The 20,764-nt window shown below is 46.6% G+C and carries 24 protein-coding genes; all 24 read right to left on the bottom strand.

Going from position 1 to position 20,764, the window contains the following annotated elements; translation table 11 throughout:
* Positions 1–503 precede the first annotated feature (503 nt).
* On the bottom strand, positions 504–716 hold the full coding sequence (locus DTHIO_RS20685; protein ID WP_008871560.1) for a hypothetical protein: 213 nt from the start codon (positions 714–716) through the stop codon (positions 504–506).
* Positions 706–960: a BrnT family toxin gene (locus DTHIO_RS23030; RefSeq protein WP_083804043.1), complete on the bottom strand. Its 255-nt coding sequence runs from the start codon at positions 958–960 to the stop codon at positions 706–708. Before DTHIO_RS23030 ends, DTHIO_RS20685 begins: the two co-directional genes overlap by 11 nt.
* A gap of 287 nt (positions 961–1,247) precedes the next feature.
* Positions 1,248–1,481, bottom strand: a complete 234-nt coding sequence (locus DTHIO_RS17375) for a DUF2283 domain-containing protein (RefSeq protein ID WP_008871559.1) — start codon at positions 1,479–1,481, stop codon at positions 1,248–1,250.
* A complete protein-coding gene (locus tag DTHIO_RS17370) occupies positions 1,469–1,774 on the bottom strand; it encodes a hypothetical protein (RefSeq protein WP_008871558.1) in 306 nt (101 codons plus the stop codon). Before DTHIO_RS17370 ends, DTHIO_RS17375 begins: the two co-directional genes overlap by 13 nt.
* Positions 1,775–2,717: 943 nt before the next feature.
* Positions 2,718–2,987, bottom strand: a complete 270-nt coding sequence (locus tag DTHIO_RS17365) for a DUF2442 domain-containing protein (RefSeq protein ID WP_008871557.1) — start codon at positions 2,985–2,987, stop codon at positions 2,718–2,720.
* 11 nt (positions 2,988–2,998) lie between these two features.
* Positions 2,999–3,247, bottom strand: coding sequence for a DUF4160 domain-containing protein (locus DTHIO_RS17360; RefSeq protein ID WP_008871556.1), 249 nt, complete (start codon positions 3,245–3,247; stop codon positions 2,999–3,001).
* A 32-nt stretch (positions 3,248–3,279) separates the two neighbouring features.
* Complete coding sequence (locus tag DTHIO_RS21210; protein ID WP_144311570.1) at positions 3,280–3,408, bottom strand: Rpn family recombination-promoting nuclease/putative transposase; 129 nt, start codon at positions 3,406–3,408, stop codon at positions 3,280–3,282.
* 57 nt (positions 3,409–3,465) lie between these two features.
* A complete protein-coding gene (locus DTHIO_RS17355; protein ID WP_008871555.1) occupies positions 3,466–4,386 on the bottom strand; it encodes a transposase in 921 nt (306 codons plus the stop codon).
* Positions 4,358–5,002, bottom strand: coding sequence for a hypothetical protein (locus tag DTHIO_RS21205; RefSeq protein WP_008871554.1), 645 nt, complete (start codon positions 5,000–5,002; stop codon positions 4,358–4,360). The genes DTHIO_RS17355 and DTHIO_RS21205 overlap by 29 nt, the downstream gene beginning before the upstream one ends.
* Positions 4,999–5,289 (bottom strand): hypothetical protein, encoded by a 291-nt coding sequence (locus DTHIO_RS17350; RefSeq protein ID WP_008871553.1) that lies wholly within the window; start codon positions 5,287–5,289, stop codon positions 4,999–5,001. Before DTHIO_RS17350 ends, DTHIO_RS21205 begins: the two co-directional genes overlap by 4 nt.
* Positions 5,290–5,530: 241 nt before the next feature.
* A complete protein-coding gene (locus DTHIO_RS17345; protein WP_050775244.1) occupies positions 5,531–5,806 on the bottom strand; it encodes an LbetaH domain-containing protein in 276 nt (91 codons plus the stop codon).
* A gap of 452 nt (positions 5,807–6,258) precedes the next feature.
* Entirely contained in the window at positions 6,259–7,014 is a 756-nt protein-coding gene (istB, locus tag DTHIO_RS17340) for an IS21-like element helper ATPase IstB (protein ID WP_008869526.1), read from the bottom strand.
* Positions 7,015–7,026: 12 nt separating this feature from the next.
* Entirely contained in the window at positions 7,027–8,574 is a 1,548-nt protein-coding gene (istA, locus tag DTHIO_RS17335; RefSeq protein ID WP_008869525.1) for an IS21 family transposase, read from the bottom strand.
* 681 nt (positions 8,575–9,255) lie between these two features.
* Positions 9,256–10,176, bottom strand: coding sequence for a transposase (locus DTHIO_RS17330; RefSeq protein WP_008871551.1), 921 nt, complete (start codon positions 10,174–10,176; stop codon positions 9,256–9,258).
* Positions 10,177–10,300: 124 nt separating this feature from the next.
* Positions 10,301–11,149, bottom strand: a complete 849-nt coding sequence (locus DTHIO_RS17325) for a fumarate hydratase (protein WP_008871550.1) — start codon at positions 11,147–11,149, stop codon at positions 10,301–10,303.
* Between the two features lie 11 nt (positions 11,150–11,160).
* Complete coding sequence (locus DTHIO_RS17320; protein WP_008871549.1) at positions 11,161–11,742, bottom strand: fumarate hydratase C-terminal domain-containing protein; 582 nt, start codon at positions 11,740–11,742, stop codon at positions 11,161–11,163.
* Positions 11,732–12,613 (bottom strand): SGNH/GDSL hydrolase family protein, encoded by an 882-nt coding sequence (locus DTHIO_RS17315; RefSeq protein ID WP_008871548.1) that lies wholly within the window; start codon positions 12,611–12,613, stop codon positions 11,732–11,734. Before DTHIO_RS17315 ends, DTHIO_RS17320 begins: the two co-directional genes overlap by 11 nt.
* Before the next feature lie 13 nt (positions 12,614–12,626).
* Positions 12,627–12,974 (bottom strand): hypothetical protein, encoded by a 348-nt coding sequence (locus tag DTHIO_RS21200; protein WP_008871547.1) that lies wholly within the window; start codon positions 12,972–12,974, stop codon positions 12,627–12,629.
* On the bottom strand, positions 12,961–14,799 hold the full coding sequence (locus DTHIO_RS17310; protein ID WP_008871546.1) for a carbamoyltransferase family protein: 1,839 nt from the start codon (positions 14,797–14,799) through the stop codon (positions 12,961–12,963). Before DTHIO_RS17310 ends, DTHIO_RS21200 begins: the two co-directional genes overlap by 14 nt.
* A gap of 53 nt (positions 14,800–14,852) precedes the next feature.
* On the bottom strand, positions 14,853–16,115 hold the full coding sequence (locus DTHIO_RS17305) for an ATP-grasp domain-containing protein (protein WP_040419395.1): 1,263 nt from the start codon (positions 16,113–16,115) through the stop codon (positions 14,853–14,855).
* A 29-nt stretch (positions 16,116–16,144) separates the two neighbouring features.
* The gene (locus DTHIO_RS17300; RefSeq protein ID WP_083804041.1) at positions 16,145–17,242 is read right to left on the bottom strand and encodes an Ldh family oxidoreductase; all 1,098 of its coding nucleotides are present in this window, start codon (positions 17,240–17,242) and stop codon (positions 16,145–16,147) included.
* Positions 17,193–17,948: a peptidase gene (locus DTHIO_RS17295; RefSeq protein ID WP_208596442.1), complete on the bottom strand. Its 756-nt coding sequence runs from the start codon at positions 17,946–17,948 to the stop codon at positions 17,193–17,195. Before DTHIO_RS17295 ends, DTHIO_RS17300 begins: the two co-directional genes overlap by 50 nt.
* 164 nt (positions 17,949–18,112) lie before the next feature.
* Complete coding sequence (locus tag DTHIO_RS17290; protein WP_008871542.1) at positions 18,113–19,459, bottom strand: MmgE/PrpD family protein; 1,347 nt, start codon at positions 19,457–19,459, stop codon at positions 18,113–18,115.
* A gap of 3 nt (positions 19,460–19,462) precedes the next feature.
* Positions 19,463–20,605, bottom strand: a complete 1,143-nt coding sequence (locus DTHIO_RS17285; RefSeq protein ID WP_008871541.1) for an HpcH/HpaI aldolase/citrate lyase family protein — start codon at positions 20,603–20,605, stop codon at positions 19,463–19,465.
* Positions 20,606–20,764 lie beyond the last annotated feature (159 nt).

Genomic DNA, 20,764 nt, shown 5'->3' with positions numbered 1-20,764 from the left:
CTTCGGTCTGTTTAACCGGGTGAAATACCGGCATCTGAAGCGTTCTACCCTGGAAATCTTGTAGCCTTTTTTCCTGGCTTTTTCCACCCTATGGTGATTGGAAAGAAAGCAATCTACTTGAATGGGAGATTTTTGATCCGAGAGATTTTTAATGTTAATTGATAATGATCTTGAATGGTTACGTATAGATCCGGGTGACGCCGGAGGCAAAAGTTGTCTGTAAGTTTACCCTGGGTAATTGACGCAGTCACAAGCGCAGCGAATTACACTAGGGGGGTGAAAATGGGCTATTTTAGAGGGTTAAACTCAATAAAAACAATCACTTGCTGGTCTCAGAAAACTCTCACTTGCTGGTCTCACAGACCTGGCCCAGCGAGACCTGGCCCAGCAACCGGGTAAACTCGCAACATAATGCCCCCTATTTCTTCTCTTTTCTGGCAACATAATGTCACCAAACCGTCTTTCCCGTGGATTACGCAGTCCATGCCAGAAAAACCAAACGCTTAGTAAGAAGTGTTTGAAGAGTGATGCTCATTAAAGTATTTTCGTAAAGCTCGGTTAACTGATTCTGAATCAGGAAAAAATTTAAACAGATCAGGTTCAATATACACTAAATTTGTCCCCTCTTCACGATATTTTTTGGCAAATTTACCACGTTCTCCTGACTTGATAAGTTCCGAGGGGTATTCGGGGCGTAAGGTATCGTTATGATTCATATGCTGTTCGCTCCTTGCGAGTCATTTGTCTGGCTGATATAATTCTAATTGTTCCTGTACACTCAGTAAACGATACTACCAAACTTCTTCCTTTTGATGTTGTACCGAAAAGCAGGTAGCGGTCTTCCTCAACCGAATGATCGGGATCCGATACGCAGGATGAGAAAACATCACCAAAAACCTCAGTGGCTTCGACGAATGAAACTCCGTGTTTTTTTAAAGTTTGACCTGTCTTTTGTATCATCCCAAGTGAAATCCACAGCTACACAATTCTCTTCTCATGGTTATATGTAAGGGTGTCAGGTACATCCTCAATGGCGTTTTTCAATATAGCGGTATAGTGTTTGGGCTGAACTGATGCGGGCATAATATATCGTTTGATAAAATATCTTAATGAAAATGCAACTTAAAGAACCTGTCCCCACTTTCGCTCGCTGATTTTCCGCGATCTTCGCGTCAATCCCCTTCTTACCTGTCCCGGTTCTTCCACCGGTTCTTCCACTCTCTGGGTTTGCATATGCTCAATTTGACTTAAATCTTACGCTGACTTGCATTTAAAATTGTCATTCCAATAACCTCGCCATGTTCGTACCGAATAATTACATCGTCATCTGTCATTTCACTGTCGTCTGCATAACTTGGCTTTTTAAAATTTATATATAACACATCCGCATCAACGTCGTAGGTAGTCCAAAATGTTTTTTTAGGTGCCATCCTGACGGCAGGCATGACTTTTAAAAAATCATTGATTGCTATCTGGGCCATATCTGCTTTCTCCTTTGCAATGATTGTATTCTTCTCGTTAAGAATGCGGTTATTATAAACCCATCCTTGTTAATTTCTCGATAAGGAACCACAAGATGTTTCTTTGTATCAAATTCACGTACCGCCAGGAACTCTCCACTATTTCCCGCCAATACGATGTCAGGATTACTGACAGTTAGTAAAACAAAATCCATCATTTCACCTAACTCAGCATGTTCCTCTACAATATGCCCCCATCGTTCATTGGTCAGTCGGATACTGATTCCATTTATTGATGTAGTGGTGTATGACATGGAAAATTCCAGAATAAAAAATTAATTTTATCCCAACCTCTTCAAGGAGTAAACCCCTTCAACCCCTCCAATCGACGTAAATTTCCTTGTATCCTTGGAGCCAAGCAGGTGCTTGACCTGGTCGAATATTTACCCCGTAAAATTCCTGCCCCATGAAATTTTTGCCCTGTTGAGTTTCTTCCCATTTAACCGGGGTCTTCTCATTTCATTGGGGTCTTTTCATTTTACTGGGGCCTCCTGAACAAAGTCCTTGCTTGCCTTGTGAAATGCCGTAACACGGCCCTGCTACGCAGGATTTCACTGGGCCGCCGATAACCCCGGAATCGGTTTGCCCGGCTAAACCCGGCTCCGCGTGACCCAGCGCTCACTTTTCCATTTGTTTGTTTATGATGGAGCCGAAAATATTAAAGTGAGTGCTGGGTGTTTAACCGGGTGAAATACCGGCATCTGCACCTGAAGCGCTAAACGGGATATAGCAGTTGCTGGTCTCAGAGACCTGGCCAAACACCTGGCCAAATCCGTAAAGGCAACCTGCCCAGAGATGATATCTGGACTACGGAACTGGCCGTGGGCAGCAAAAGCTATGTTGAACAGCTCCGTTTAAAGATGGGTTATACATCCAAGGCTACCCAGGAGCACCCTGCAGTGCATGATGAGCAATTGCCCTATGGTGATCGGACAAAAAGCAATCTAATTGAATGGGAGATTTTTGATCCGAGAGATTTTTAAAGCTAATTGATAGTAATTTTGAATGGTTACGAGTATATCCGGGTGGTGCCGGAGGCAAAAGTTGTCTGTAAGTTTACCCTGTGTAATTGACGCAGTCACAAGCGCAGCGAATTACACTAGGGGGGTGAAAATGGGCTATTTTAGAGGGTTAAACTCAATAAAAACAATCACTTGCTGGTCTCAGAGACCTGCAGAGCAAAGATATTCAGCAGGCTTAAGCAACCTTCAATCCAGGAGCCACATTCCTTGTCAAACGATAATACAAAGATTCTGGTGCAACATCAAAACCGCACTCCCAAGCTAAAGTTGGCCATGAATCCAAGAAAAACTCGGAGAATTTCTGGGGGTCCTGCAAAGGAGCAGCAACCTTATACTTCATTATCAGATCTTCAAGGTCAACAACACCGGATTCTCCAGTGTTGAACTTTAGAAAAATCCGATAATTATCAACATATTTAGCTTCAACCAAATAAATTGAATTCACTCAAGCCTCCCTTAAACTAAAGGATTAATTTTATGAAAATCCTTGGTTATCCACATATTCAAAAGTTCTTGCTGATATATTTCTGCCCATTCCTGAACAAGTCCACGGACTTTTGCAGGTAAATATCCTGCAATGACGTTAAGTTCCTGAATACTTACAGCAGCGCGATATTCATTATATCGTACATGAAAATGTGGTGGCTCATGATCATCAAAGTACATGGAAATGATAATTCCTAAAAACCTGGTGATTTCTGGCATTCGATTGTGGTCTATATTGAATGTCTTGAAAATTAATAGTCTATGGCAAGCGCATATCCTCGAGTATCCGGCAGGATGTTCTTAAGCAGACTAATGGCATTTTCCCGGTCAGCCATCACGCGCTTGAATATCTTGTCGTGTGGTCCATGGATAACATGCATAAAAATTAATATAGTTAGTTTTTACGGGACAGGCAAGGGAAAAATGAAAGGGTCAGACTACGAACCACCCAGTCTCTTCATGGAATACAAACCCTCCACACCGCCAACGGGAGTAAATTTGCGCTCGTCCTTGGAGCCCAGCAAGTGCTTGACCTGGTCAAAGACTTCCTGAACAAAATCCTTTCCGCCGATAACCCCGGAATCAGTAAAATACCGGCATCTGTATCTGAAGCGCTCTACCCTGGATATTTTGTAGCCTTTTTTCCTGGCTTTTTCCACAATCTTTTTTTCAATGGTCTTGCCTTTGCCGGCATCTACTGCTCCGGTTTCGTAAACAAATTGTCTATATTTGCGGACAATCTCTCTGGGGTCCAGCTCGTTCCATTCCTTGAGCCCGAAATCAATATCCAGCAGGCCGTCTTTATTGCCGGTCTGGGTATGGTAGCCAAGTGAGCTCCAGCGGTAATTCTCCGGTTTCTTCACAATACCTGCACGGATAGGGTTTAAATCCACATAGGCCAGCAAATTAACAAGAGTACTGCCTTCCTGGACAATCATACTCTTAAACCGGCCACCCCAGAAAAAACCCTGCCGCCTGTGCTTTTTGTTGTAATACCGGGTAAAGTTCTGCTTGATGTCCTTCACATAGGCACCAAGGCTGCAAAGCCTCTTCTTGACCTCAACCATCCGGTCTGTGGGCACCTGGGCTTCATCACCATAATATTTCTGCCACCTCTTGATGATGTCTGAAGTGGAAATTTCATCCTCAGGGTGCATCCGGGCTACCAGGTGGAAATGGTTACCCATGACCGCAAACCCAAGCACGTCAACAAAGTAAAGCCTGCTCAGTCTTTTGATAAGCCCCAGCAGATAATCCTTGTCAGTATCCTTGATGGGTAGGCCGGGCAGGGCAGTACGGGATATGACATGGTAGACGGTGGCTTGGTCACTACGGATAAAACGGGCTATGCGGGGCATGAGATACCTCCTTTAAGGCTGGTGGTTGAGCTGTTGGAAGAATGGATAGCATAAGCTGAAATAAAACGCAAGAAGAGACTGTCCCCTTCTTCTTTCTCTCCAGGGATGTACGGATACCATCTTGCTGAGCGGCCAGGTCCACGAAGACGATTGACGAGGATGCAGGTTCCCGCAGCCAGCCTGGGACCTCAGAGGGCATAAGTTCCAAAACCTCTGTCCCTGAAGTATCAAAGCGCTTTTCATTGGTGACAATGGAAGTCGGGCTATTTAACAGGGAGGCTGCACGAACAATCTGGGCATCTTCCAGGTCCGTACGCGAAAGTAAATTGTCATCCTGCTGGAATCCAAAACAGCTCAAAACAGAGACGTACTCAAATAGTTGCTCCATTAGCTGCCTTGAAGTGAGCTTGGCTGTGTGGGGATCAGCACCGTCTCTTTTCAGTTCCCTGCGGGTAACGTATTCAAGTACATGCAGGCTGGAGCTGCATATCCAACAGTTATACCCATCACCCGTTCCCGATTCCAGAATACCAGCCAGTTGCAGTAGTTGAGCTTCGGATTTGCGCTCCAGCCAAAGGTCGAGGATGACATTGACATCAAAAACAAGGTTTTTCATTGTCCGTATTTTTCCCCAAGAGCTTCTGCATAGGCATCCTTATCTTCTCCCACACTTGCAGAAGGTCGCTGCCTGTGCATCGAGCCCAGGATTCTGCGAAACTTTGCCAGAAGCTCAGATCCCGCCTCCTCTGAAGACGGGGCAGATTTCTCCTGTTTTGAGCCGGCCTCTGTGGATAAAACTACATCATCCGGAAGATCCACTAGCACTGTAAATTCATCCCGGCTAAGCCTGATGGGAACTGAAAATTCAAGGCAGCCCCGATTGTAAGTGGCCTTTATCTGCATGATTATCTCCAGAATTTAGGTTTTCAGCTATCTGAATCTATGCCTTCTCCGAGGATATACACTAAGGCTGGCTGTGTCTGCAACACAAAAAATAACGATTTGCTTCGCCCATCCCCGGTTGAATAAAAGGCCCCGATAAAACAGCCAGAGGTTTTATCGCAATGTGCTGGAAGTACGCGGGGCCAGGAAGGCAGAAATTCAACGAGGCAAACAGGTTGCACGGCTTGCACTGACATTGATTCTAAGCCGTTAACTTATGACTTTCCGGATCACAAATGTACTGCTTATTGCATTTGACGCAGACCAGGTCCTCCTCCAGCCTTTCTCCACACATACATACCCAGCCGGTCTGGCGGGCGGGATTGCCCGTAACCAGGGCATGGTCCGGCACGTCCCTGGTGACCACGGTCCCGACTCCCACAAAAGCATAACTGCCGATAGTCACTCCGCAGATAAAGGTGCAGATAGCTCCGAGGGTAGCATGATTTTTGACCAGGGTGTTCCTGACCTGGTCCATCTAGCGGATGGCGGCTCTGGGATTGAAGATATTGGTAAACACCATACCTGGCCAGCAGAAGACACTCTTGGTAACTACCTCAAGGGCGGGGTATGCAGGGTATGTTAAAAAAAATACTAAAGGCAGGCGGAGTATAGCGGGATACTGGCAACATAACTAAACTCGCAACATAATGTCCCTTCCCATTTAGGTTGGCGCTCACAATGGGTAACAAAGGCGCTGAATTGCCCACATCAGGCAATGCATGAAATGGGTAAAAGGTCGCCTTAATTGCCCAAAGTGCGTATTCCACGCAAAGTGGACAGTCAGTACACGGCATGATGGACAGTGTTCCACACTGATGGTGGACAGCATTCCATGGGAAAGTGGACAGTGTTCCACGCTGATGGTGGACAGATGTCATTCACAGAACAAAGCGCTTATCGGAGCGAAGCGACGCGGGATGCCTTGTTTTAATCGAAACTGTTCTTTGAAGTCAACGATGCTTCCAGTTCGCGCATGGAATCTCCCCAAAGATCCATTCGGTGTGCATTGTGGATCAGGCGATCCAGGACAGCGTCAGCCAGGGTGGGATCACCCAGATACTCGTGCCATTTTTGGATTGAGAGCTGGCTTGTAACCAGGGTGGAGCGCAGCCCGTGCCGGTCCTCAAGGATCTCCAGTAGATCTCTTAGCTGTTCAGCTTTAAGCGGGCTTATGCCCCAGTCATCCAGGACCAGCAGATCTGTTTTGGCCAGCTCTTTCATGACTTTGGGGTAACGCCCGTCACCTCTGGATATGCCCACATCCTGCAAGAGACGGGGCATGCGGGTATAGAGGGCGCTGTATCCCTCTCTGCAGGCTTTTTGGGCCAGGGCACAGGCCAGCCAGCTTTTGCCTATCCCTGTGGGTCCTGTAATAATCAGGTTTTGATGCTCTTTTATCCACTGGCAGTCACAAAGCTTGAAGACTTGTGACTTGTCCAGTCTTCTGGGATGACGGTAGTTAATGTCTTCAACCACAGCCCTGTGCCTCAGCTTGGCTTTTTTGAGCCTTGTTTGCAGACGTTTGGATTCTCTTTCCGTCATCTCCCGGTCCAGGAGCAGGCCCAGTCTTTCTTCAAAGGACAGGGCCTCAATTTCCCTGGTTTCCTGCTGTTCCTGCAGGGCCTTAAGCATGCCTGTCAGTCGCATGGTTTGTAGTTTTTCAAGAGTGGGGTGGTTTAACATTTTGTCCTCCTTTTAATGATAGTAGTTTGCGCCCCGGATGTTGTCATGCTCCAGCACCGGAGCTTCAGAATTCTCGGACGGACTTGGTAAAGGCTGTTTGTCCAGGTTGTTCTTCAGGATGGATTCTACGCTCTTGTAGTTTGTCGATCCCAGGGTCAGGGCTCTTAAACAGGCAGATTCAAGCCTTTCTTCTCCATATTGCTTGCCCAGGCGCATGACGCCCAGGCAAGGCCTAAAGCCCTGCTGGGGATGGATCCTTTTGCCCATGATGGTTTTGATCAGCTTGGCCGTGGCAGGTCCAGTCTTGCTGGCCCAGTTTATCAGCCGCTCCGGATTCCAGTAATCATGCTCCCTGTGAGCCTTGGGCATATGTTCTTTGACCGTGGTATAGCTCCTTTTGTTATAGGATCTTTTATGGCTGGCCACCCGGGAGTTCTTGTGGAACAGCTCCACAGTGTTTTCCGTGTACCTGGCATCAAGCCTTTTTTTGACCAGGTGATGGGGAACTGAGTAGTAATGCCGGTCAATCTCCACGTGATAGTCTATGTTCACCTTAACCTTCTTCCAGAGGGCATATTCATAATGTGTGGCCGGAAGCGGCTGCAGAGCAGGTCTGTCTATTTCTTCAAAGAGCGACTTCCTGCTCCCTGGCAGTTTTTTGAAAGGCTTGTCGTTTAGCTTTTCCAGCAGCTTCCTGATTTCCAGGTTTAACTCCCACAGGGAGAAAAACTGCTGATTTCTGAGCCTGGCCAGAATCCACCTGGAGACAAGAAGCACACCGCTTTCGGCTTTGGCCTTGTCCTTTGGCTTTTTTCTCCTGGCAGGGATGACCGCCGTATTGTAGTGCAGGGCCATGTCTTGATAGGTGGGGTTCAGATCCGGCTCATATATATGGGGTTTATTGACTCCGGACTTGAGATTGTCCGGGATTGTAATCAAGGGGACTCCCTGTAGAAACTTGAAGGTCCGGACATGGGAGTTGATCCAGTCCCAGAGGTTCTGGCTCCAGGTGGCTTCCGCATAGGTGTAGTTGCTTGCACCCATGACAGCTACAAAGATCTGGGCCTGGCTTATTTCTCCTGTTCCCGGATCCGTAACCGGTACAGTATGGCCGGCATAATCAACGAAGAGCTTTTCGCCGGCCCTGTGGTTGTGGCGCATGACCAGATCAAGCTTGCCGCGCCATGCTCTGTATTCCCGGCAGAACCAGCTGTACTCGAAGCCGTCTGGGTTGGCCTCTTTGTATTCTTCCCAGAGCAAAAACTTGGTCACACCCTTTTTTTGCATTTCCTGATGCACCAGGTTCCAGTCCGGTACTGGGGTAGATACTTTATGCTCATTTTGCTGCGGAGGAAACAGAAGCTCGTGAAGCCTCTCCTCTGTCATATTCTCAGGCAGCGGCCAGAAAATCCCGGCATTTTTTGCTCTGGATATATAGGTGGCAACTGTGGACTTGCCTATATCGCAGCACTTGGCAATCTGGCGGGTGCTGAAGCCTTGTCCGTATTTTAAACGCAGGATTTCAGAAATTTTTCGCATGGATAACCTCTCCTGTGGCATTTGTACCTCCCGTTTGAATTTGTTTGGAGGTACATGATTGACAGGTTATCCCGCGTCAAACTTAAAAAGAAGAGGTGCTCCTTAGAGCGGCGAGTTCATTGTGAAGGTGTCCATCTTCCCGTGGAATGCTGTCCACCTTGCCGTGGAATGACTGTCCATCATGAGCATGGAATGCTGTCCTTTTTCCCATGGAACACTGTCCACTTTGCTGTGGAATGCTGTCCGTTTTCCCGTGAAATACGCAGCCCAAAGTATACCATGCATGAAATGGGGAAGGTAGATACCGGGGAGTAGGCGATGGGTCGCCCAATTTGTGCGTTGCCTGAAATGGGTAAATGACGTGCTGAATTGCCCAAAACATGCCATGCATGAAATGGGTAACGAAGGGGCTGAATTGCCCAAAGTATACCTAGTTTGAAATGGGTAAAGAGTCGCCTTAATTGCCCAAAGTATACCATGCATGAAATGGGGAAGGTAGATACCGGGGAGTAGGCGATGGGTCGCCCAATTTGTGCATTGCTTGAAATGGGTAAATGACGTGCTTAATTGCCCAAAACATGCCATGCATGAAATGGGTAACGAAAGGGCTGAATTGCCCATAACATACCATGCATGAAATGGGGAATGACAAGGACAAGTTGAAAGCCCAGAATAATCCCAGCTTTTAGCAAAAAGTTGGCCTCAGGATTCACCAAGCCGCTTCATAGAATACAAACCCTCCACCCCGCCAACCGGTGTAAATTTCCTGGTATCCTTGGACCCCAGCAGGTGTTTGACCTGATCAAATACCTCCTGCACAAAGTCCTTCCCGCCAATAACTCCAGAATCAGTAAAATACCGGCATCTGTACCTGAAGCGCTCTACTCGGGATATCTTGTAGCCTTTTTTCCTGGCTTTTTCCACAACCTTTTTTTCAATGGTCTTGCCTTTGCCTGCGTCTACTGCTCCAGTTTCATATACGAATTGCCTGTATTTGCGGACAATCTCTTTGGGGTCCAGCTCGTTCCATTCCTTGAGCCCGAAATCAATATCCAACAGACCGTCTTTATTACCTGTCTGGGTATGATAACCAAGTGAACTCCAGCGGTAATTCTCCGGTTTCTTAACAATACCGGCACGGATAGGGTTTAAGTCTACATAAGCAAGCAGGTTCACCAGAGTACTGCCTTCCTGTACAATCATACTCTTAAACCGGCCACCCCAGAAAAATCCCTTCCGCCTGTGCTTTTTGTTGTAATACCTGGTAAAGTTCTGCTTGATGTCCTTCACATAGGCCCCAAGGCTGCAAAGCCTCTTCTTGACCTCAGCCATCCGGTCAGTAGGCATCTCGACCTTGTCACCATAATAGTCCTGCCATCTCTTGATGATGTCTGAGTTGGAAATTTCATCCTCAGGGTGCATCCGGGCCACTAGGTGGAAATGGTTACCCATGACCGCAAACCCAAGCACGTCAACAAAGTAAAGCCTGCTCAGTCTTTTGATAAGCCCCAACAGATAATCCTTGTCAGTATCCTTGATGGGTAGGCCGGGCAGGGCAGTACGGGATATGACATGGTAGACGGTTTGGCGGTCATTACGGATAAAACGGGCTATGCGGGGCATGAAGCACCTCCTTTAAGGCTTGTGGTTGAGCTGATGAAAGAGTGGATAGCATAAGCTGAAATAAAACGCAAGAAGAGACTGTCCCCTTCTTCCTTCCGTGCCCAGTCCCCAGAACCTCATATCGTTATCTCAGCACTACCCCGGCAACCCGCGGCTCCATACAGCAACAAAGTCGCAGACAGACAATGCGCACACCACTTGCTCGCTGCGGGCCGACCCGGAGGAAGGTGGCCAACGCAGTGGTCCGGCCTTTCAGGCCCAGCGGGCCGATGTTGCTCTGGTTGATCCGCTCGGTGATCTCCTGCTCGATGGGGTTTTGCGTGTCAAACCGGGCAAAGGTCATGGCGTCCAGCATCAGTGACGCTGCCTCGAAATGGGTTCTGCCGATGCCGATGGCCGGAGTACACGGGGTGCATCCTAGCAGGGCCGCGCCCTCCGTCGCCCAGTTCACGATTTCATCTACAATGACTGAGAGTTTGTGCTGGTGAAACACCCTGTACGTCTTGCCCCTGATTTCCGGGCCGCCGCCCTGCATTAGCACATGCAGCCGCAGCACGTCCTCGTCCACCCGCCTGATGCGCACAGGGGCCAGGGCCAGAGCGCCAGGATCATCATCCAATCCGGCTGACTGCTCCAGGCGCTGGACATCGTCGCCCTTGACCGCCATTGGCCTGCACGGCAGTTCGCGCATTCCCAGGGCTATTCCCTGCTGGATGGATTCCAGGGTGTCCGCCCCCACGCTCCTGCTTCCCCCTACTTCAAGCAGAACATGCGGTATGCCCGTATCATCACACATCGGCCGCTGCGACTCCCGCGCAATCTTGGCGTTTTCAAGAATGGTTTCCAGCACCCACCTGGCATTGGGGTTGGTTTCCATTTTTAATGCCTGATGCAGCGTAGAAATTTTGTCATCGGAAAATCGAGTTGATGCACCCATCAGGGCATTTCTTGCCTGCAATGAAATTGCATTCATATCAAAAACCGTTAATCAAAAATAGATTTCCCATGGGCTGCGGCAACAATGCAAGGAAACCCCTCCACCCGCAGCTGATGTAGCGCCTCCATGCCCAGTTCCGGGAAAGCGACCACCCGTCTCTCAATAATCTTGCTCTCCAGCAGGGCAGTAACAGGAGGCAGCACGGCATAAATGGAATTATGATCATCCAGGGCCTTGACGGTTTCCGGGCTTAACCTGCCCTTGCCCAAGTGGATCTTGACCCCGGCTTTGGAAAGAGCGGGAATGGTGCTTTCTATTTCATATTTATTGCTGGATGTCGGACCTACGCCTGCAGGGCTGACCGCAGTATGAAACATGACTGCACACTGGAGTTCTATTCCAGAGGTAGTAAGTTCGCCGGATTCAATAAGGCAAATTAACTTCGGTAGTGCTAAGTCACGCCCGGTATATATAAAGCCTGAAATTAAAATTTTCTTCCCGAGAGATAGACTATTTGTCATTAGCTCAGAAATTGTTGCATTATTAACCACTATAATTTTATCTAAAATTAACACTGTATTCTCAAAAATAGTAATTATATGATAAGTGACGATTAGTTCATTTAACAAAAAAACTAGAATGCTTTAGGCGATTAAATACAGCATTAGCTATAATTGCATAACCATCTGCATTCGGGTGACGTGGGTTGTAGTAGATATTGTTTGTGCTTTTAAAGATATCAACAAGACTGAATACAAATTCGCATGTTTTTATGCGAGCCAGGGCAGATTCATAAAACTCATGTGCGTCATTTAAATACCGTCCATTTGTTTCATGAATATATGCTTCGAGCATCTGCTGTTCCTGCGGCGTAGGATGGTAATCTCCGATACCAAGCGTGGGTTGCAAAAAAGCGTAGTACTTAATGCCATATTCACTGGTTATAGCATTCATCAAGCGGATATTTCTCTCCCATTGGTCCGCTGGCGTAGTTTCTATGGGTGGTCCGAAATTAAGATCATTGATGATATCACCCTTTTGTTTTCCACGTACTTGATTCCGAAGCAATGATTGCAAAATAAAACTGGTGTAAGGGTGATGCATGGGATGCTTTCTTATCGAATGCATAAATCCAAGATCATTGACACCACTCAAAGAAATGACAAGATCAGGGCGTAGTGCTAACCCATCTCGAATGAACTTCAACAATTCCTGGTTTGTTGAGTAGGCACTGACAGCACCATTATACACAGTAGCCGTGATGCCTTCCCGATCCAACATACTTCGAAACTGTCTCGGCCAATTGCCATTAAAATATGGACCGCTTGTGGAGCCGCCAAGGATCATTATCCTAAGGCCATTAACAGAAACTCTATCCCCGCTGCGCATGATCACAAAGCCTGGGATAACAGTCTCGTCATCCCTCAATGGGAGATCATCTTTGCTATACGCAAAAGACAACATAGGGTCGATGCTTCTTAGGCGATGTTTTTCAGTCATTAAATATAACCTCCTAAAGCGTGTAAACATAAGCAGGCAAAACACGGGGGGGGGCGATCTCAGATTTCATTCGGTGCGCAAGTTCAGCCAACTCAGGTGCCCTACTATATAGTTCAGGTGAATCGCGCCATGCAGCTTGTAATATTTCTGTCAATGTTGATGAATCCATAAATGGCAAGTGAAAATCCATTTTTGTCATAATCCTTCTACTTCGCACATGGTAGTATGTTTCTGGATTGATATCAGGTTTCTTAGAATTTGAAGCTACATTATTCTGTGTTATATCAATTTTAGAAAAAGCTTCTGATAAGCATTGACGAAGTTTATCCTGATTGCTCGTGGTGATATCAGTCGAGTTCATAAGCTATCTCCTCATCATAATAATATGTCTGTATACGATTTTGCTCATATTTGAACAGTAGTGTATTCTCTAAAACCAAAATATCCATATCAGTGCGCATGAAACAACGGAATGCATCTTCTGGAGTACATACAATAGGTTCGCCTCGGACATTAAATGATGTGTTCACCAGAACAGAGCAACCTGTTATTTCTTTAAACTCTTTAAGAAGGGCATGGTAGCGTGGATTGCGGACATAGTCGACAGTATGTACCCTGGCGCTAAAATCAACATGAGTAACAGCAGGAATATCCGATCGGGGAGTATTGACTATTGCCAAAATACTGTTTTGGCTTTCTTTTACGCTTTGGATGTCAAATGCATGCCGCCTGGATTCACTTACAGGAGCCACTATTAGCATGTATGGACTTTCGGTGCTCAGATCGAAGTAATCTGCTGTATCTTCCGCCAATACAGAAGGTGCAAAAGGGCGGAATGATTCACGGTGCTTGATTTTCAGGTTCATCGTCGACTGTATGTCTTTTTTTCTTGGATCTCCAATGACAGAACGATTGCCAAGCGCACGAGGCCCATATTCCATCCTCCCACGAAAAATACCTGCTATCTTGCCTTTCTCGAGTTCCAGTGCAAGTGTCCGGTTGAGCGAATGCTCATCCGTAAACGAATGGTAGACTGCCCCGTTAATATCAAGGAAGCGAACTATCTCATCAGTTGTGTATGAGGGCCCTAACAGACAGCCCTTCATGCTGTCCGGCTTTTCAAAAATTCTATCGGCATTAAAATACTGGAAAGCTGCCAAATACGCAGCACCCAGAGCTCCACCTGCATCACCGGAAGCTGGTTGAATCCACATATTGTCAAAACCACTTTGGCCTAATACTTTACCGTTAGCGACGCAGTTGAGTGCAACTCCACCCGCCATTACCAAATTTGGCGAATCAATCAGCGTACGGGCGTGATGTACGAGTTTAAATACCACTTCTTCAGTTACTTTCTGAATTGAAGCTGCAATATCCATATATTTCGAGCTTATTTCACTTTCCTGCTTGCGCTCTGGACCGCCAAACAAATTGCGAAAATTATCGTTAATCATCGTATCACCTGTTAGATAGCCAATATAGTCAACATTCAGGCGAAACGAACCGTCATCTTTGATGTCAATGAGATTGTCCTTGATAATTTCACAATATGTTGGATTGCCGTAAGGAGCAAGGCCCATCAATTTGTACTCTCCAGAATTGACCTTAAAACCACAATACATCGTAAAAGCACTATACAGTAATCCAATCGAATGCGGAAACCTAACTTCCTGAAATAACTCAACAATATTTCCATGTCCACAACCAATGGTAGTTGTAGCCCACTCGCCAACTCCGTCAATGGTTACTATTGCCGCTTCTGAAAATGGAGAAGGAAAAAATGCCGATGCAGCATGTGCCATATGGTGCTCAGCATAAAGTAGCTCATCATTTTTCCCCAAACAACCGAACAATGATCGTAGCTGGCTGTCTAACCAAAGCTTATTCGAGTACATTTGTGAAACTTGGGAAACTGATTGCTCTAAAGCTGAATGACCTGTGTCAAATGCTGTTTTAATAATTCGATCTAATGAAAGAACAGGGTTTTCATAATAGATCACAGCATCTAATTCATCAGCCTTAATATTGGCAGCATTCAAGCAGTACTCTATTGAATTGACAGGTATGCTGAAATCGTGTTTTTTTCTAGAAAATCGCTCTTCCTGTACAGCCGCGATTATGCCATGTTCGTCAATGATTGCTGCAGCTGAATCATGATACAAAGCTGAAATGCCAAGAATGATCATACCTTTTACCTCCACGTGATCATTGCATATTAACTAACAAGTTTATTTATATTCTATGATTTATAGAATGCGTTGCCATTGCTAGTAAACAATGAACGATTTAGACATTCGGTGTTATCTGTAGAAAAAAAACGTAAAACGGCTATCATACGCCGAACCCTGGCATTAATATCCAAAAGGGATCGGCCACGAATAATCGCCCCCATTACACGATTTCGACTGGCAAGATCCTCGCAAGACATCTCCATACCTGGTGTCTTGTGCATATGAAACTCTTCTACGATTCCCTCAGCAATCAGCTCTTCCATGCCTTCGACCCGCTTCAAAGTCCCACCTGTTCCATAAAGATGAACTACAGCAGACATGGAATCAGGCTTTCTGATATTTGACAAATCAACCGGTTCACCAAGATATGAACTGACAACAGAGTCAATAATATCAAATCCTGTCAGCAGCGCAATTTCACGGGAAGACAAGCCACCTCCCACACGCGGCGCGAATTCAATAATTTTTACTGAGTCACCATTGATATTTGCCTGTACCAAAATAGGCGTATTTCTGAGCGAAAATTCCTGAGCTATTTTTGATACCGCTTGTATGAAATTTTCTTTTGCTTTTTCATTTATCTGTTCAGGACCTAGTGTCAAAAATGACTGCAAAGATGTATGACCATCTGTTTCAGGCAGTTTTTTACCTTTGATATATAAATCATATACTTCAACTTCACTGATAAAAAAATAGCCGTTTACTTCCTGGCCTTCATTAAAATTTTCAACGATGGCCCTTCCTGTTCTTGAAAAATTACATGCTTCAACAAGCGCCAGCCTTAGTTCATCAGCATTGCGAACTTTACGCACTCCCTTTGAACCATTGCAGTCACATGGCTTGACTACCTTTGGATAGTCATTGCATTGAAAAGAGTTGACTTCACTAGACGATACATACTTGTATTCAGATGTTGCAACTCCAGCACGAACCAAGCCTTCTTTCATCAATGTCTTGTCAGTAACCCGTAAGGCTGTCTTGTAATCGTAAGGGGCAGGCAATCCTAGTTTTTCAGCGACATAACAGGCTGTCACGTTAGCTTGGTCTACGCATCCTGAAATTACAAGTGATGTATTTTCCTGCTCTGCTATTTTCAGGACAGCGTCCTGGTTAAGAGTACTTTCTTGAATGTGCTTGTCACAAACCGATGCAGCTGGAGGATTAACATAGTAGTCAATAAGTAGAGTACGATAACCACGAGCCTTGAGATTTTCGATCAGAAATTTGTGTGGAACTGTTCCGCCTAGAACAATAGCATTTTTTTTGGTCATTTCAACTGTGTATGATCTTGGCTTATTTTTCATGTCCATCTAACCTCAATACCTAAGCTGCTGGCAGAACTTTCAATATCATTAATTACTCTATTTTTGACCAAAACATATTCTTTGCTATTTCTTATGCTTCTATGAGAAGATTCACCGTGTATCCGAATTTTTTCTGGGTCACCGCAAGACTTTATACTACTTACCAAATAAGCGATTTTCTGCGACCACTCATCAATAGTCATAAAAAAATCCACATTTATAGTCATACAGAGATGACCATAGTTGGAATTTGCACTCATGTCCCCAAGTGGATGTACGTCTCCACCAAACGCAGAACCCGTCAACAAGCCTGCCAAAATATCGATAGCCAGTGAAAGGCCGTATCCCTTATGATCACCGATTGGAATCATGCTGCCTTCAAGTGCCTGGAAAGGGTCACAGGTCGGTTGTCCATTTCCATCCAAAGCCCATCCAAAAGGAATTTTTTCATTACTTTTTGCAGCCTGCCTTACCTTGCCCCTGGCAACAACTGAAGTGGCCATATCCAGTGAAATGGGAAATTCACCTACGGGATTGGGAAAAGCAATACCTAACGGGTTTGTGCCGAAAAGTGGATGACTGCCCCCTGTTGGAGCAATCGCGGGTCCTGAATTGCCGAGAACTATCCCAATCATTCCTTTGGCCGCAGCCTGCTCCGTAATAAAACTTGCAGTTCCAAAATTATTGCTACGCCGGACACCCACAAGGCCAATGCCATAGTAATTTGCTTTATTGATACATAAATCCATGGCTTTTGTTGCAGCGACCTGACCAAAACCATTTTTTGCATCCATAACAGCAAGAACAGGTGTATCTTTAACCAAGTCAGTGCTTGTCTCAGCTGCCATAAAACCGGCCTGTATCTTTTTAACGTAAAGAGGTAGACGGCCAAGTCCGTGTGTTCCCTTGCCTGACTGATGGGCATAAACAATTGAATCAACGATTATTTCAGTGTGCTCAGGCGACACCCCAACATGAATTAGAATCTGCTTGGAGATATTTCGAACTGCACTTATAGTTACTTTTTGTTCCATAAAATAATGACTATATTCCCTTTTCAAATTTTGAACAAAGGGCTTCTGGATAATACGCATCAATCATCCTCTTCACCAACAACACCTGTTTGGCGCGCGCCCGTGCATCCGCATCCGTGGTATCCCAGCTATGGGTCTTGGCAACCGAACCGCCGGTTTTGAGGTAGATGGGCGCAGCCACCCTGATCATTTCAGGTACTTCGTAGTGCCGGATAAAACCGCCCGAGGACGCTGGATTTTCAGTGTGTACATCTAAGGGAATATCTACTGCCTGACGCATGGCGGCCAGCATCTGTAACTGAATGTCACGAACGGGATTGATGGAATCAGCGCCGATGATTTCAAGGAGTCTGGCTGAGCAGGGATTTCCGTGTCCGCAATGCGCGGACACCTTGAACGTGCAGTCGGCGGGTATCTCGCCGGCTTTGCGCATCTCATTCAAAATCCACAAACATCCTTCGTCATAGACCAGAAAGTTTCGACATCCCAAGGCAACTGCGCGCTTGACGTCCTCCACGGCCCGCACGATCTGTTCCTGGCCCCGAAGCCTGTAGCCCATTCGTTGGCCTTCAGGGGTATGGACCGAGGCACTGGTGTCGTACGTAGCCCTGGGGCCAATGGACAATACGAGGTCCACCTGAAAGTCATCAGCCAGGGCGACCATTGCCTGCATATCCTCATCTGAAAGAAGCATAATACCCTTGGTCTGGGTGACCCGATGGATATGGACACCCTGATCGTTCAGGGCCTTCAGCAAGGCTTTCATCGGCCCTGGACCTTGTATTCCCGGCACCTCAAAACGGTATTGCCCTCCATCGGGAAACCTTCTCGCAGAGGTGGGCAAGTCATATGCATCGCCTGGAGGCAATCCGATTTTTTGGAGAAATTCTCTGGTTGATTTCAATTTTCTGCTCCTGAAAAGATTTGCGGTCACAGGCAAGTAAACAGCTCATCCAGGCAATTTTCAATATCCCAAACACAATGGATAATGCTGTCAATATCCGAAACTTTCATCCCACTGAAAGAGGCAAGGGAAGCGAATTTTTGTTCAAGCTCATCCTGGGTCATTGGATTCTCGGGCTCACCTTTGGCAAGAAAAACTTTTTCCCTAAGCACCTTATCGTTATGAGTCGTTACCTCGACAATGGCCGGTCGCTTGTGGGGGACGAGAGCTGAAAGCTGGTCATCGGAAATAATCGTAATTTTTCTTGTTACTGAGACGATATCCGCATTAACAACCGTTTCAGGCGTAAATGCATCCAGTCCAGCGCTGCCGGTTGCCAGGGCCGCGGCAACGCTGAACGGAGTGCTCATCTTGGCTGAAGCAACATTGGGGATGCGGGTGTGATCGTGACCTTCAACCCCCAGGTGATAGGTGAATACCTTGACGGCTTTGATGTTCTCAAGGGCAAGCTTGTGCTTCGATCTCAAGGCTAACACTGCTTCAATGGCTGGATGGCAGTGCCTGCAAGCGGCATAGGGTTTGAAATAAACGTCCTCGATCTCCAGTGCTTCACCCGCACCCAGTTCGGGTCGATCACCTTTAGTCCCTGGGGCCATGATCTCAAGGAATCCCTTTTCTCCGGCCAGGACATCATCCGGCCCCTTAAACCCCGCACGGGCTGTCAACGCCGCCACAAGTCCGTTCAAGGCGGCTTGCCCGGCATTGTACGGTTTCAGCTCTGAACTGTCCCTGGTCATTTTCAGGATACCCGAGGCAGATGTAGCGGCAGCGGAAAGGGTATCCTTCATCTGATTTTGAGGAAAACCAAGCATTGCTGCCACACCAATTGCTGCGCCAAGGGCGCCGCAGGTGCCGGTGGCATGAAAGCCCGCCATTTTATGAGCAGGCTGAACCGCGGTGGCAACTTTGACCGCGGCCTGATAGCCGGTGACGATTCCCTGGAGCAGGGTTGCACCGGAAATCTTTTCGCGCTGGGCAAGGGGCAGTAGGGTCGAGATGACCACCGCGCCCGGGTGGAGCATACCAAAGCGCTGCCCATCATCCAGTTCAGCAACATGAGAGTTTATCCCATTGATGAGCACGGCGCTTTGAACGCCGGATTTTCTGTTTAAGCCAAGGACCGTACATTCGCTTTGACTATTGTTTAGCAAATTAAGCAACTCTTTGGACTTCTGCTCAAGCATCCTTGCCCCGGCCAGGGTAACGCCCAGGTAATCGAGCAGGCATTTTTTGGCCTGCAAGCTTACGGCATCTGAGGGGGGTGCCTTACTTATAGCAAATAAGCTGTCAATAAATAAATCCGTGGTATTCATGGATCATCCCAGAAACAGGCTGACGTAGGAGGCTTCATTCTCTACAACGCCAAAGGCCTTTGCCCTGTTTACGGTTTTATAGGCCCAATTTTTATGAGGATTGATTTCATTCATTTTATTGGCTGTACTGCTTTTAATCACGCCTCCGGTTGTGCCCAAAATCTGGGAGGCATCCTCATACTCTTCCTTGGTCACCGCCTGCATGGCATTCACGTATTTCAAGTGGGATGGATGGATGATGGTTTTTCCCACAAACCCGTTGGCCTTGTCAAGGATTACTTCCCTGAGCAAACCATCAATGGCGTCATTCAGAATAGGGCTTCTGTTCAAGAGGGATCGGTGGATGTCTTTTTCCAGAAGATGTTCGAGATTAACCTTCTTATATGCCAGAAAGTATTCCCAGACAGGAGCTGAAATAATGTAATCCTCATCTTTCCGGTTGAAAAAATTCAGAATGTCGGAAAGGCAGTCTCTGACCGTGAGGATATCATAGATGGAGTAGTTGATGCCTCTACGCACTCCGAAAATGGAAGAAAAGTCCGTCCCGCCGACACGGAGATTGAGAACGATATCTCTGTAGGGTTCCAGCAGGTTGCTGATTTTTCTCAGCTCATCAATCCTGGTTTCAATAAGCGCAATGGACTTACCCTCCAGAATGGGCATGCCATAAAGAGAAACGTTCAAATTTCTGTTCAAGCTTTCAAGGTACCGAAAATATTCGTGGCCATTGCTGCTGTAAAATTTTGGAAACACAAAGCCTGACAGGACATCTGCCTGAGATGGGGACAGCCTTTCCCCGAATTTTGTGAATTGTTTATGATTGCGGACCCTTAAGAAGATCAAAGGGATGTCATCATGGGTTATTTCGCCGTTTTGAAGGGATGATGAAAGTATATCAAGGTGCTTGAGTACATTTTCTTCCGCCAGAGGCACATCTGTTTCCTGAATAGCATCTTCAAAGCACATGACCATCGAGGTCAGGTCCGGCAGGCGTCTTTCACGTATCTTTTCCACCACATCTTTGGTTCCCGGCATGTACAATGTCGCGCCAAGACAATACTGGAGCAGGTTTTTCGGGGTAAATTTGTTGAAATCAACCGGTTCATTAACAAATTGAAATCCAGGATTGTATTGGTGATGTCGCATTATCTTCTCTGATTATAGTATTGTTTCAAAACGAGTAAGCTGAAAAATCAAACAGGAAACATGCCCAGCACCCAGTCCCCAGAACCTAGCTCCCAGCCCCCAGTCCCCAGCTCCTAGCTCCCAGCCCCGGAACATCGGGCACATAGTATTTTTTCGAAA

This window comes from Desulfonatronospira thiodismutans ASO3-1, from assembly GCF_000174435.1.
GTDB lineage: Bacteria > Desulfobacterota > Desulfovibrionia > Desulfovibrionales > Desulfonatronovibrionaceae > Desulfonatronospira > Desulfonatronospira thiodismutans.
This window is presented reverse-complemented; position numbering and strand designations above follow the sequence as displayed.

Coding starts and splice junctions, on each gene's coding strand:
- DTHIO_RS20685 (WP_008871560.1), bottom strand. CDS start 716: ATGAATCATAACGATACCTTACGCCCCGAATACCCCTCGGAACTTATC.
- DTHIO_RS23030 (WP_083804043.1), bottom strand. CDS start 960: ATGATACAAAAGACAGGTCAAACTTTAAAAAAACACGGAGTTTCATTC.
- DTHIO_RS17375 (WP_008871559.1), bottom strand. CDS start 1,481: ATGGCCCAGATAGCAATCAATGATTTTTTAAAAGTCATGCCTGCCGTC.
- DTHIO_RS17370 (WP_008871558.1), bottom strand. CDS start 1,774: ATGTCATACACCACTACATCAATAAATGGAATCAGTATCCGACTGACC.
- DTHIO_RS17360 (WP_008871556.1), bottom strand. CDS start 3,247: ATGCCAGAAATCACCAGGTTTTTAGGAATTATCATTTCCATGTACTTT.
- DTHIO_RS21210 (WP_144311570.1), bottom strand. CDS start 3,408: ATGCATGTTATCCATGGACCACACGACAAGATATTCAAGCGCGTGATG.
- DTHIO_RS17355 (WP_008871555.1), bottom strand. CDS start 4,386: ATGCCCCGCATAGCCCGTTTTATCCGTAGTGACCAAGCCACCGTCTAC.
- DTHIO_RS21205 (WP_008871554.1), bottom strand. CDS start 5,002: ATGAAAAACCTTGTTTTTGATGTCAATGTCATCCTCGACCTTTGGCTG.
- DTHIO_RS17350 (WP_008871553.1), bottom strand. CDS start 5,289: ATGCAGATAAAGGCCACTTACAATCGGGGCTGCCTTGAATTTTCAGTT.
- DTHIO_RS17345 (WP_050775244.1), bottom strand. CDS start 5,806: ATGGACCAGGTCAGGAACACCCTGGTCAAAAATCATGCTACCCTCGGA.
- istB (WP_008869526.1), bottom strand. CDS start 7,014: ATGTTAAACCACCCCACTCTTGAAAAACTACAAACCATGCGACTGACA.
- istA (WP_008869525.1), bottom strand. CDS start 8,574: ATGCCACAGGAGAGGTTATCCATGCGAAAAATTTCTGAAATCCTGCGT.
- DTHIO_RS17330 (WP_008871551.1), bottom strand. CDS start 10,176: ATGCCCCGCATAGCCCGTTTTATCCGTAATGACCGCCAAACCGTCTAC.
- DTHIO_RS17325 (WP_008871550.1), bottom strand. CDS start 11,149: ATGAATGCAATTTCATTGCAGGCAAGAAATGCCCTGATGGGTGCATCA.
- DTHIO_RS17315 (WP_008871548.1), bottom strand. CDS start 12,613: ATGACTGAAAAACATCGCCTAAGAAGCATCGACCCTATGTTGTCTTTT.
- DTHIO_RS21200 (WP_008871547.1), bottom strand. CDS start 12,974: ATGAACTCGACTGATATCACCACGAGCAATCAGGATAAACTTCGTCAA.
- DTHIO_RS17310 (WP_008871546.1), bottom strand. CDS start 14,799: ATGATCATTCTTGGCATTTCAGCTTTGTATCATGATTCAGCTGCAGCA.
- DTHIO_RS17305 (WP_040419395.1), bottom strand. CDS start 16,115: ATGACCAAAAAAAATGCTATTGTTCTAGGCGGAACAGTTCCACACAAA.
- DTHIO_RS17300 (WP_083804041.1), bottom strand. CDS start 17,242: ATGCGTATTATCCAGAAGCCCTTTGTTCAAAATTTGAAAAGGGAATAT.
- DTHIO_RS17295 (WP_208596442.1), bottom strand. CDS start 17,948: ATGAAAGCCTTGCTGAAGGCCCTGAACGATCAGGGTGTCCATATCCAT.
- DTHIO_RS17290 (WP_008871542.1), bottom strand. CDS start 19,459: ATGAATACCACGGATTTATTTATTGACAGCTTATTTGCTATAAGTAAG.
- DTHIO_RS17285 (WP_008871541.1), bottom strand. CDS start 20,605: ATGCGACATCACCAATACAATCCTGGATTTCAATTTGTTAATGAACCG.